The 12,385-nt window shown below is 53.8% G+C and carries 9 protein-coding genes and 3 pseudogenes; 7 read left to right on the top strand and 5 right to left on the bottom strand.

Features of this window, described 5'->3' with window-relative positions:
• Positions 1-125: 125 nt before the first annotated feature.
• Positions 126-428, bottom strand: a pseudogene (locus ACTBDZ_RS10055) (LysR family transcriptional regulator); the annotation flags it as partial.
• Between the two features lie 114 nt (positions 429-542).
• On the opposite strand from ACTBDZ_RS10055, the gene ACTBDZ_RS10050 reads away from it, so the two are divergent.
• Positions 543-1,616, top strand: a complete 1,074-nt coding sequence (locus ACTBDZ_RS10050) for a YeiH family protein (RefSeq protein ID WP_438815203.1) — start codon at positions 543-545, stop codon at positions 1,614-1,616.
• 112 nt (positions 1,617-1,728) lie between these two features.
• A complete protein-coding gene (gene nfo, locus ACTBDZ_RS10045) occupies positions 1,729-2,571 on the top strand; it encodes a deoxyribonuclease IV (RefSeq protein WP_438815202.1) in 843 nt (280 codons plus the stop codon).
• Positions 2,572-2,627: 56 nt separating this feature from the next.
• Here the strand turns inward: nfo and ACTBDZ_RS10040 are convergent.
• The 3 genes and pseudogenes from ACTBDZ_RS10040 to fruB all read right to left on the bottom strand — a co-directional run bounded on the left by ACTBDZ_RS10040 (position 2,628) and on the right by fruB (position 6,252).
• Positions 2,628-4,167, bottom strand: a pseudogene (locus ACTBDZ_RS10040) (fructose-specific PTS transporter subunit EIIC).
• A 16-nt stretch (positions 4,168-4,183) separates the two neighbouring features.
• Positions 4,184-5,125: a 1-phosphofructokinase gene (fruK, locus tag ACTBDZ_RS10035; RefSeq protein ID WP_438815201.1), complete on the bottom strand. Its 942-nt coding sequence runs from the start codon at positions 5,123-5,125 to the stop codon at positions 4,184-4,186.
• Entirely contained in the window at positions 5,122-6,252 is a 1,131-nt protein-coding gene (fruB, locus tag ACTBDZ_RS10030; RefSeq protein WP_438815200.1) for a fused PTS fructose transporter subunit IIA/HPr protein, read from the bottom strand. The genes fruK and fruB overlap by 4 nt, the downstream gene beginning before the upstream one ends.
• 478 nt (positions 6,253-6,730) lie before the next feature.
• On the opposite strand from fruB, the pseudogene ACTBDZ_RS10025 reads away from it, so the two are divergent.
• Positions 6,731-7,853: pseudogene (locus tag ACTBDZ_RS10025) on the top strand (sugar efflux transporter).
• A 19-nt stretch (positions 7,854-7,872) separates the two neighbouring features.
• Here ACTBDZ_RS10025 and ACTBDZ_RS10020 read toward each other — a convergent pair.
• Positions 7,873-8,127 carry a YkgJ family cysteine cluster protein gene (locus ACTBDZ_RS10020; protein ID WP_438815199.1) on the bottom strand — a complete coding sequence of 85 codons (255 nt, stop codon included), beginning with the start codon at positions 8,125-8,127 and terminating at the stop codon, positions 7,873-7,875.
• Between the two features lie 211 nt (positions 8,128-8,338).
• Between ACTBDZ_RS10020 and mtr the strand changes: the two genes are divergently transcribed.
• The 4 genes from mtr (at position 8,339) to ACTBDZ_RS10000 (ending at position 12,093) form a co-directional block, all read left to right on the top strand.
• Entirely contained in the window at positions 8,339-9,589 is a 1,251-nt protein-coding gene (mtr, locus tag ACTBDZ_RS10015; RefSeq protein WP_438815198.1) for a tryptophan permease, read from the top strand.
• Between the two features lie 131 nt (positions 9,590-9,720).
• A complete protein-coding gene (gene yeiP, locus ACTBDZ_RS10010; RefSeq protein WP_438815197.1) occupies positions 9,721-10,293 on the top strand; it encodes an elongation factor P-like protein YeiP in 573 nt (190 codons plus the stop codon).
• 72 nt (positions 10,294-10,365) lie between these two features.
• Positions 10,366-11,352, top strand: coding sequence for a CobW family GTP-binding protein (locus tag ACTBDZ_RS10005; protein WP_438815196.1), 987 nt, complete (start codon positions 10,366-10,368; stop codon positions 11,350-11,352).
• Between the two features lie 39 nt (positions 11,353-11,391).
• Positions 11,392-12,093 (top strand): phosphatase PAP2 family protein, encoded by a 702-nt coding sequence (locus tag ACTBDZ_RS10000; RefSeq protein ID WP_438815195.1) that lies wholly within the window; start codon positions 11,392-11,394, stop codon positions 12,091-12,093.
• Positions 12,094-12,385: the final 292 nt, after the last annotated feature.

The raw sequence follows: 12,385 nt of genomic DNA, 5'->3' as shown, positions 1-12,385 counted from the left end.
ACGCCAATGGCAACATTACTTGATGGTAAACGGGTCTGGGCAGAAAAAAATCTGAACCAGATTTAATCTGACAGACACCTGTATAAATAACCGGTAACTGTCAGATCAGGTCTGAGCTAGTACAAGTTACCAATGGTGCTGCTGGCGAACACGCGTAACGCACCATTCTCTTGCTGGAACATTTTTTCTATCTCCAGCGACTGCTCCAGGATGGCCAACGCTTTTGGATAAAGCAATCGCCCATGCTCATTCACCACCAAGCGCTTACCTACGCGATCGAACAGCTGTACGCCCAGTTGCGCTTCTAAATCCGATAACGCTGCGCTCACGGCAGACTGAGAAAGGGCCAGCATAACGGACGCTTGTGTGGTCGATCCGCTTTTCAGGACCTCTGCAAAAACTTCAAGTTGTCTCAACGTGATGTGCATCGTTAGCCCTTACCGGAAATAGCAATAGGTTATAAGCATATAATCAATTTCTCTTTTATGGCCACTCATCATAGGCTGTGTTCCAGGTTAGCTCGACTTCAAACAGGTATTACAATGGCATCTCTTTTTATAATTCAAGGTGATAAATCTATCCACCCGCTTTTACGCAAGCTACCTGGCCTGCTTTTTATTGCTCTCATGACCGTCGGTTTTCTGCAACTGGCCGCGCTCCCTTCGGTTGCCCACATGGGGTTGGGTTCACTGACCCTTGCCATGGTGGGCGGCGCATTGATCGGCAACACGCTTTACCCACGCCTGCAACGCTACTGTGATGAGGGTGTTAATTGGTCAAAGCATCATCTGCTACGTTTGGGCATTGTGCTCTATGGCTTTCGTCTCAGCCTGCAACACATTGCTGCGCTGGGTATCAGCGGACTCGTTATTGATGCACTGATGCTGACATCCACCTTTCTTCTTGCCTGTTATCTCGGTAAAACCCTGCTTGGCCTTGATGACAAGACAGTATATCTCATCGGTGCAGGCAGCAGCATTTGCGGTGCCGCAGCGGTGCTGGCCACCGCGCCAACGGTCAAGGCGGAGGGCGACAGCGTCGCGATTGCTGTCGCCACCGTTGTCATCTTCGGCACTATCGCTATGTTTCTTTATCCTTGTCTCTACGCGCTGGCCGTGACTGGCGACTATTTGCCCATCTCGCCGCAGATGTTCGGCGTTTATATTGGCTCCACCGTACATGAAGTGGCCCAGGTTGTGGCGGCAGGGCACAGCATTTCACCGGAGGTCGAAAACACCGCAGTGATTAGCAAAAGGTTACGCGTCATGCTGCTGGCTCCGTTTCTCATGCTATTGGGGGGATTTCTTCAACGCCGCACCAGCAGCACAACAGAAAAAACGCCAATGGCATTCCCCTGGTTTGCCGTGGGTTTTATCGCCGTAGCCGGGTTTAACTCGTTCCACTGGCTGCCGGATACCTGGTTAACCACCGTCAACCAGATTGATAATCTGTTATTGGCGATGGCGATGGCGATGGGCGCCTTGGGCGTGACAACCCGCCTCAGCGCCGTGCGTCGTGCAGGTGCCAAGCCGTTGCTGCTGGCGCTATTACTGTTTATCTGGCTGATTGTCGGCGGTGCCGGTATCAACCTTGGCATCACGGCGTTGTTGGCATAAATGCGCCTTTTCGCGCCGCGCGGTTAGCATGTTGTTACGCTTTTTAGCTCAAGCGATCACCTTTGGTTAATAACAGTGGCATACTGTGCGCCAGAGCAATAAGGAGAACAGCATGAAATACGTAGGCGCACACGTCAGCGCTGCCGGCGGTGTGGATCAGGCAGTCATCAGAGCCCACGAACTTAAGGCAACCGCATTTGCCTTGTTCACAAAAAATCAGCGCCAATGGCAGGCCGCACCGTTATCCGAAACGGTCATTGCGCAGTTCAAGACCTCCTGCCAGCAGTACGGCTACCAACCGGGGCAGATCCTTGTGCACGACAGCTATCTGATCAACCTCGGTCACCCGGACACAGAGGCATTGGAGAAATCACGCAGCGCTTTTATTGATGAAATGGCGCGTTGCCAACAACTGGGGCTGTCATTGCTTAACTTTCACCCCGGCAGCCATTTAAAACAGATTGATGAGCGTGACTGTCTGGCACGCATTGCCGAGTCGATCAATATCGCTCTCGATGTCACTCAAGGCGTAACAGCAGTCATCGAAAACACCGCAGGCCAAGGCACCAACCTGGGATTCCGCTTTGAGCATCTGGCGGCAATCATCGAGGACGTCGAGGATAAAACCCGCGTAGGGGTCTGCATTGATACCTGTCACGCCTTTGCCGGTGGCTATGATATCCGTACCGACGCCGCCTGTGATGACACCTTTGCCGAGTTCGATCACACCGTAGGCTTTGGTTATCTGCGCGGTATGCACTTAAACGATGCCAAAAGTACCTTTAGCAGCCGCGTCGATCGCCACCACAGTCTGGGTGCCGGAAACATCGGGCATACACCCTTCCGCTATATCATGCGTGACCCGCGTTTTGACGGTATTCCCCTGATTCTGGAAACCGTGAATCCGGATATCTGGGCCGATGAAATTGCCTGGCTAAAGGCACAAGCCGCATAAAAAACGCCAGCCGTAAGGCTGGCGTTTTTGCATCACGTTCAGTATTGGCTTACCACTTACGCCGCTTTCACCAACTGCTCGTCAGGGCGTTTCAGCACAGCATACAGCAGACCCGCCACCGCCATGCCCGCCAGAATCGCGAACAGGTAGCCCAGTACCGGCGTGATCGCCCCTGGGATCAACAGTACAAACAGCCCGCCGTGCGATGCCATCAGGTGTGCGCCCACGGCCATCGACAGCGCCCCGGTAACGGCCCCGCCCAGAATACAGCACGGCAGTACGCGCATCGGATCACGGGCAGCGTAAGGGATCGCTCCTTCAGAGATGAAACACAGGCCGAGCACAAACGCCGCTTTACCACCTTCACGCTCGGACGCGCTGAATTTCTTCGCGGCCACCAACGTCGCAAGGCCCATCGCCAACGGCGGAACCATGCCTCCGGCCATAACAGCCGCCATCGGCGCGTAAATCTGGCTACTGAGCAGTGTGGTACCAAATACGTAGGCTACCTTGTTCACCGGCCCCCCCATGTCTGTACACATCATGCCGCCCAGGATTGCGCCCAAAATCACCGCGTTAGCAGTGCCCATGGATTGCAACCAACTGGTCAAGCCCGTCAGGATCTTCGCTACCGGAGTACCGACCACGTAGATCATGATGAGACCGGTGATGAGCGTCGCCACTAGCGGAATAATCAGTATCGGCTTCAGGGCAGACATGCTTTGCGGCAGCTTGACATGGTCGCTGAGCGCTTTCGCCAGGAAGCCAGCGATAATGCCACCAAGGAATCCCGCGCCGGTACTCACGGCCAGCATGCCGCCTACCATACCCGGTGCCAGACCGGGACGGTCAGCAATGGAGAACGCGATGTAACCCGCCAACACCATCGGCAGCATATAGGACACGCCCGTCAACAAATGGCGGTACGGCCCAGTACCGCCCTTTTTCTGTCCGGCACTGGCTGGCTGTGCACCACTTTGTGCTGTTGGCTGGTACACGGTAGCTTCCGCCTGCGCTTTATCCAGTTCCTGCGCCGTTTTCTTCAACGCAAGACCGGTTGAGGTGCGGTACATTTTTTGCCGGCAAACTTCGACAGATCCACTTCAATATCCGCTGCCACGATAACCAGATCGGCCTGCTCGACTTCTTCCGGCGTGATAGCGTTACCCGCGCCAACGGAGCCGCGCGTTTCCACTTTCACCCACCAGCCGCGTTTTTTCGCTTCCTGCTCGATGGCTTCTGCTGCCATAAAGGTGTGTGCCACACCGGTCGGGCACGCCGTCACCGCCACGATGCGCGGCACTGAAGACGCACTCACCGCAGCCACAGCAGGCGCCTGATACGACTCTGCCTGTGCTTTTGCCTGCGTCAGAAATTGTTCTGGCTGGCTTGCAGCCAGTTCAACATCTACACCTTTTTGCCATTGAGCGCGCTGTCAGCAGACAGTGCACCGCCCAGGACTATCGCCAGTTCACTCTCATCGATCTTGTCAGTCAGCGTCAGGTCCGCTTTCGCAGCCGCCGCGCCGAGCAGTTTTTTCACCAGGTGGCTTCTGGCAAGCCCCAGTGATTTATCTATTATCAGCAGCGTTTTCATGATCTATCTCTTGCTGTTAGTGATTGAAGGGTTTCAGGTCGACACGCGCCATCATCGCGGCCAACTGAGGTCGATCGGTAATGCCAACATTGCTTTGGCTTACGGCCAGCGCAGCCACGGCGGTTGCCAGTCGTAAGGTGTGTTCACTCGATTCACGCATTAACAGACCATAAATCAATCCGCCGACCATGGAATCACCGGCACCTACGGTGCTGACAACATCGCAAGCCGGTGGCTTGGCCAACCAGGCACCCGAGGCATTCACCCACAGAGCACCTTCCTCCCCCAACGACATCACCACATGAGCGATACCTTGCTCACGCAGCGCATGGGCAGCATCTACCACATCTTCCAGCGTGGGCAACTTGCGGCCCGCCCAGATTTCCAGCTCACGACGGTTGGGTTTCACCAACCAGGGCGCGGCTTTTAGTCCAGCTACCAGCGCCTCACGGCTGCTGTCGAAAATAATGCAAGGACATTGGGTCCGCAGACGTGACATCCAATCGGTAAACGCATCCGGATCGACGCCTGCGGGCAAGCTACCACTGACGGCAACCATGTCGAACTGCCCTAACCAACTGAGCGAGTCATTGACGAAGCGCTGCCAGTATTGCTGTGTGACATCGAACCCGGAGAAATTGAGATCGGTCACTTCACCAGCCTTTTCCGTCAGCTTGACGTTGATACGCGTGCGACCGGGGACAACCTGAAAACGGTTGGCAATGCCCAGTTCGCTGAACAATTGCTGAAAGCCGTCCTGATTGTCTTTGCCCAGAAATCCACCCACCGTGACGTCAATCCCGAGGTCTTTCAGCACTTTGGCAACATTAATACCTTTGCCTGCGGCGTGAAGACCCGCCGTTTGCACCAGGTTGACTTCACCCCGTTCAATTTCGGGGCAATATCCCACCAAGTCATACGCGGGATTCAGGGTAATGGTGGCAACTCGCCTGCTCATGCTGCGCCCTCTCCTAATCCAGAATTAATCGCTTCGCCAATCGCCGCCAATGCCTGTTCAGCATCGCTGCCCGCTGCGGTGAAACGCAGCTTATGGCACTTTTTAACGCCCAGCGCCACCACCTTCATCAGGCTGCGCCCGTTGGCTGGCTTACCGGTACCATCAAGGTTGGTCACCGTGATCTCGCTGGTGAACTGCTTGATAACATTCACCAGCATGGTCCCCGGACGTGCGTGCAACCCGTGCTCATTACGGATGGTGTAATCTGCGGTCAGCACATCGTTTTCTTCCGGTACGTCACTGGTCAGCAATGCCAGCAGCGTGGCGGCATCAGCTTTCAGCAAGCGTTCAGCTTTCTGTGCGATCAGCAGGTTGCTTAAATAATCGATAGGGGCTAACGCTTGCTCATCCGCAGCGGCAACCGTAATCAGCAGCGCCACCGGCTCATCATAGGCGGTGAACGCGGTGACAGGACGGCTTACAGTGACAGCACTCGCCAGATTGCCCTGTGCGTTATCGCTCAACCACACCCCTTGTCCCAGATAAAGTGGCTTCTGGCTGACGACCGCGCTGACAAACCCGGCATCGACGGCACCGATCTGCTGCAAACGGCCCGCATTCAGCGCCTGTAACATCAGCAGGCTGTCCGTGGCAACGTCCAACGTAATCAACGAGGTATCAAAACGGAAATCCGCGCCCTGCTGCTCACCCATCAGCAAACTGCGCAACTCTTCTGCTGACGCGGTTTTAGCCATACGCGCTGCAACGTTTTCGTCGCTCAGAACGTGGGTTAGCTGACGCAATAACGCCAGATGTTCATCCGAGCGGGCTGCGATGCCCAGCACCACATAGGCGGTTTCCTCTCCCCAGGCAATCCCCTGCGGAAATTGAAACACCTGAACGCCGGTTTTCAGCACCAGATCGCGTGTATCAGTTGTGCCGTGTGGGATAGCAATACCATTACCTAAATAGGTCGACGTTTGCAGTTCACGCTGCAACATACCATCTACATACGCCGGGCTGACACACCCGGCAGCAGCCAGTGCGGCCGCCACTTGCTGGATAGCGTCCTGCTTATCGCTGGCAGCCGCACCCATATGAATATCTTGCTGTGATAACTGGAACATGACGCTCCTCTCCGCTTTTGTTGAATCGTTTCAGCAAACAAATGAAGATGTAAGGCCACTAATGGCAAGCAATGCAAAAAAATAATTACTGAAAAGTTTCACTGAGTATGGGCATAATGTTGCTTTTATGCAAATATTCCACGTATTTCATGTGATGGATTTTTGACATCACGCACATTTTAGCCATTGAGCATGCTGAATTCATAGTAGAAAGCCGCACCAGCTGAAGGCTTGCTGAAGCAAAAAAGATGAAACATCTTTTCAGAAAGCGCAAAGCTCGCGTAAAATACGCGCGCCGTGGTATCACGGTTTGCATTTTCTGACTCAAACGGCACTGACTCTCATCTTGCACGTTTTTTGCACGAGCGTATCTTCCATACGTTTTCTGACTCACAAACGCACTGCCCTAGATTGTTAATTATGTCTATATTGAACTCCGTATTGCGGCGTCAGCCCGATCTGACCTTCCTCTGCGTTCCTGGTTATTGCGTTCCTGACCGGTATTGCCGGGGCGTTGCAATTGCCGACGTTGAGCCTGTTCCTTTCGACCGAAGTGAAAGTAAACCCGCTGATGGTGGGGCTCTACTACACGGGCAGTGCTGTTATCGGCATTGTCGTGAGCCAAATGCTGGCCACGCGCTCCGACAAGCAAGGCGACCGTAAACGACTGATTCTGCACTGTTGCATACTGGGTGCTCTGGGATGCGTGCTGTATGCCTGGAACCGTAATTACTTTATCTTGCTGATTGTCGGCGTCATTCTCTCAAGCTTTGGTTCGACCGCTAACCCACAGTTGTTCGCGCTAGCGCGCGAGCACGCCGATCGCACCGGGCGCGAAGCCGCGATGTTTAGCTCAGTGATGCGTGCCCAGATCTCCCTGTCCTGGGTGATCGGCCCGCCGGTGGCTTTTGCCCTAGCGCTGGGTTTTGGCTTCCCAGTGATGTACCTCACCGCAGCAGTGGTATTTTTGCTGTGTGGCGCGCTGGTGACCTTTCTGCTCCCCTCGATGCCGAAATCGGCCTTGCAAACAGACACGACGTTGACATCACCGCGTCAGAATCGACGCGACACGCTGCTGCTGTTTTTTGCCTGCACCGCTATGTGGACCTGTAACGGGGTTTACCTGATTACGATACCTTTATATGTGGTCAACGCACTGGGGCTGTCTGAGAAGCTGGCCGGGATCATGATGGGCACGGCGGCCGGGCTGGAAATTCCTGTTATGTTGATTGCGGGCTATGTGGCAAAACGCGTTGGTAAACGCATTTTGATGCGTATTGCCGTCGGTGCAGGACTGCTTTTTTTATGTCGGGCTGGTGCTGTTCAGCGCAGAGTGGTTGCTATTGGGATTACAGCTGCTGAACGCCATTTTTATCGGTATTTCGGCAGGTATTGGCATGCTCTATTTTCAGGATTTAATGCCAGGACAAGCGGGCACCGCCACCACGCTATTTACCAACACCACGCGCGTGGGTTGGATCATTTCCGGATCGCTGGCCGGCATCGTGGCACAATTTTGAGGTTATCACGCCGTCTTCTTTATTTCCCTGCTGATGAGCGTGGGGGCGGGTTACTGTATGTGGAAAATCAAGGATGTATAACCAAACGACACGGCCCCTATCAGGGAGCCGTTTCTGCCTCAAGCCGTAAAAGATAAGTCAGCGCATCATCACGGTTTGTCATACACATCTCCGCTTGCGGTTGCAGCGTCGCACACACCGCAGGTCGCAACGGCGAGCCAAACAAGCCACAGCGCATCGCGGCATCAAGGTGCAGGCAGCGCACGTTGGCGGGCTTCCCCTCCGGCATTCCCGGCAGCGGACTGGAGATTGACGGGGCGATACAGCAGGCCCCACAGCCTGAACGACATTCCATCCTGTTTACTCGCAAGGCGGGTTTAATGGCTGCTCCAGCCTAGCAAATTTGCCCAATAACACCAGCGAAATGCAGAGAAATTCACCATTCCTCCCGCCTTTATCGTCATAAGCGTTGGCTATTTCACGTTTTATTGGCAGATCGACGATTTACTTAACCATAAGTTTTTCGTATCATTAAACTAGTACAATAACTTTACCTTGGAGCTGCAATGTCAGCCGACGTTTTCCCGCTTTCTCGTTCGCGCTCTGCCTTTGGCGGAGCCATGATCATTGCTGGCACTGCCGTAGGTGCAGGCATGTTTTCCATTCCGATTGTTACCGCCGGTGTCTGGTTTAGTGGCTCCGTGCTGTTGCTGGTTGCCACTTGGTTTTGCATGTTTGCCTCCGGACTGATGATCCTGGAAACCAACCTGCACTACCCCGCCGGTGCCAGCTTCCATACCATGGTGAAAGATCTGCTCGGGAAACACTGGAATACCCTGAACGGTCTGTCCGTGGCCTTTGTACTTTATATTCTGACCTATGCCTATATCTCAGCGGGTGGTTCAATCATCACGCACACGCTGGCAGATGTTTTTCCCATAAGGCACGCTACATCAGGGTTAATATTCTCTCTACTGGTCGCCTTTATTGTCTGGCTCTCCACGCGCGCCGTGGATCGGCTAAGTACTCTTCTGATTGGCGGTATGGTGATTACTTTTGTGCTGTCAGTGAGCGACCTGCTCACTCAGGTCAACCATTCTCGTCTGCTGATGAGCGCGCCCGCGGATGCGCCCTACTTTCCCTATGCACTGGCAGCGCTACCCTACCTGTTGACCTCTTTTGGCTACCATGGCAATGTGCCCGGTTTGGTGAAGTACTATCACAAAGAGGGGCGCACGGTGGCGCGCAGCCTGTTCTACGGCACCTTACTTTCGCTGGCGATCTATTTGCTGTGGCAGTATGTGATTCAGGGCAACATTCCACGTGAAGGATTTAAAGCCGTGGTCGCCGAGGGCAGCAATATCGGCAATTTGCTTCAGCACATGGGCAACGCTGCGCAAAGTGCTTATCTGATCCCCTTGCTGAACGCCTTTTCTTATATGGCACTGGCCAGTTCGTTCCTCGGCGTATCTTTGGGACTGTTTGATTATATTCACGACTCTTTTTCACTGGCAGATACACCACGAGGCCGCACACAGGCAGCCAGCATTACCTTTATTCCGCCAACGCTTGCCGCCTTGCTGTATCCGGATGGTTTTCTTCATGCCATCGGTTTCGCAGGACTGGCGGCGACGCTGTGGGCAGTGATCATTCCCGCCTGTATGGTGGTGGCCGCCCGCAAGCGCTTTGCTCCTGATAGCACGACCTATCGCGCGCCGGGTGGAATGTGGCTGGTGGTTATCGTTCTGGCGTTTGGTGCCATTAACATCGTGGCGCACCTGCTTACGCTATTGGGCGCTCTGCCGGTGTACGCATGACCGGCCTGCTATAAAATAGAACGACAGCGATGAATGCGCGAGCGGATGATAAAATGCCGCTTGCCTGAATTCAGCGGCGCGAGTAACGTGTCGCCACAAAAATGTCTTTTTCTTTATAACAGGGTTTTTTCATGGCAAGAGCGAACGAAATCAAACGTGGCATGGTGATCAATTACGGTGGCAAGCTGCTGTTGGTAAAGGATGTCGACATCCAAAGCCCCAGCGCTCGCGATGCCAGCACGTTGTACAAAATGCGCTTCTCCGATGTACGTACCGGCCTGAAGGTTGAAGAACGTTTCAAGGGTGACGACATTCTCGATACCATCACTCTGACGCGCCGTTTTGTCACTTTTTCCTATGTGGACGGTGATGAGTACGTCTTTATGGATGATGAAGATTACACGCCGTATATCTTCAAAAAAGAGCAAATTGAAGATGAACTGCTGTTTATACCGGAAGGCGGGATGCCGGGCATTCAGGTACTGACCTGGGATGGACAAATCCTGGCGCTGGAACTGCCGCAAACGGTAGATTTGGAAATTGTAGAGACCGCACCAGGCATCAAAGGGGCTTCAGCTAGCGCCCGCAACAAACCGGCGACCATGAGCACCGGTCTGGTGGTTCAGGTGCCAGAATACCTGAGCGCAGGTGAAAACATTCGTATTCATATCGCCGAGCGTCGCTATATGGGCCGCGCCGACTAAGTCTCTCTCGCGCCGGTCATTGGCTGGCGCGCCTCTTGCCTCCCCCGTTCACGCGTATTTCCGGAGTCTGATGTGTTGACCAAAGTAAACCTTATCACTGGCTTTCTTGGCAGCGGCAAAACCACTACCATTCGCCACCTGCTGACACAAAAACCCGAAGACGAAGTGTGGGCGGTACTGGTCAATGAATTTGGTGAAATTGGCATCGACGGTGCGCTGTTGTCTGACAGCGGCGCGGTATTGAAAGAGATCCCCGGCGGTTGCATGTGCTGCGTGAACGGTCTGCCGATGCAGATTGGCCTGAATATGCTGCTGCAACAAAAGAAACCGCACCGCTTACTGATCGAACCGACCGGCTTGGGACACCCAAAGCAGATTCTTTCGTTGCTCACCGCTGAAAGTTATCAACCCTGGCTCAGTTTGCAGGCCTCTCTTTGCCTGTTGGATGCGCGGCAGTTACAGGACGCGCGTTATAGTGAAAACGAAAACTTCCGCGATCAGTTAGCCGCGGCGGACATTATCGTTGCCAACAAGCAGGATACCTACAGCGCAGACGACATCGCCGCGCTACAGCGTTGGCAGCAGGCCGGAGCAGGCGATCGCTCTATCGTGAGCGCCGCACAGGGTGAAATCGATGTGTCACTGCTTGATGAGCCGCGCCGCAATACGCGCGAACTTCCTGATGGTGCGCATCATCATTCCCATGCTTCAGAACGCGGATTGGCCGCATTGCGCCTGCCCGGCGGCGAAGCCTGGCGTCGCGCACTCAATGAAGGGCAAGGTTACTTTGCCTGTGGCTGGATTTTCTCCCCAGAAACGCAGTTTTCCACGGCCGCACTGTTGGATTGGATTCGGTTGACGCCGGTCGACCGCATTAAAGGTGTGATGCGAATTCCCGAAGGGACATTGATTATCAATCGACAGGGATTGGACCTGCATATTGAAACCAAACCGCTTCCCCCGCTAGACAGCCGGATTGAGTTAATTCACACCGCATCGGCACCGTGGAATCAGTTCCAAAACCAGCTGTTGATCTATAGTTTAAGTTTACAGGAATAGGATTAAAGCGTTTTTTTCTTAATATTTTGAGTTTGTTGCATGTCACAGCGTCAGCTTTTCGCCATTCTACTGCTCAACGCAGCAGGTGTGGCGCTGTTCTTTTCCTGGTATCTTCCTGCTAATCACGGATTCTGGTTTACCCTCGACAGCGCCATCTTCTTCTACTTTAACCAGCATCTGGCAACCAGTCCGTTGCTGCTGTATACGGTCGCCATCACCAACAACCGCGCTTTCGATGCCTGTGCGCTGCTGGCGATGGGGCTGCTTTATCTTTACCATTATCGGCGCGGGGATAGCACTGAACGCCAGCGTTTACTGATTGTGGGCGTGGTCATGCTGATTACCGCCGTGGTGCTGAATCAGTTGGGCCACTTGCTGCCAGTACAGCACGCCAGCCCAACCTATTACTTTAGTGATATCAATCAGGTTGGCGAACTGACCGGCTGGCCGACTAAAGATGCCTCCCGCGACAGCTTCCCTGGCGACCATGGCATGATGCTGATGATTTACTCCGCTTTTATGCTGCGCTATTTTCCGCGCCGTTCATTTTTGATCTCATTGGTCATCGTGGTTGTTTTTGCCACACCGCGTGTCATGATCGGTGCCCACTGGTTTACCGACATTGCGGTGGGTTCCCTGTCTGTGGTTTTGGTGGCACTAAGCTGGTGGCTGATCTCGCCGGCCAGCGACGCAATGATTAATTTTTTGCATCGTTCATTACCCGCGCGTTACCGTCGCTAAAAGCCCCCCTCTTTAACGCGCCGCCCCCCAACTACACCGGCATTCTGGCCTCAAGCGCCTGGATGCCGGGCTGCCATCTGGATGTCATCTGTTTGCGTTATGGTTACCGCGTTTTTTAGGATAAATCCCATCGGTAAATTTACGATTTATTACATCATTAATTCTTATAACCGTCATTCCGCACCTACTTTAAGAATAAATTCGACGGTATCGCTCGCCGAGAACATCAACGATGGTCTTGTGAATAGAATTGAGGTTGGATACTTGTGGTGGTCTGTCACCAATACTGAAC

Source organism: Symbiopectobacterium sp. (assembly GCF_051710365.1).
Taxonomy (GTDB): Bacteria; Pseudomonadota; Gammaproteobacteria; order Enterobacterales; family Enterobacteriaceae; genus Symbiopectobacterium.
The sequence above is the reverse complement of the archived record's forward strand: the minus strand, read 5'-3'. Positions and strand labels throughout refer to the sequence as shown.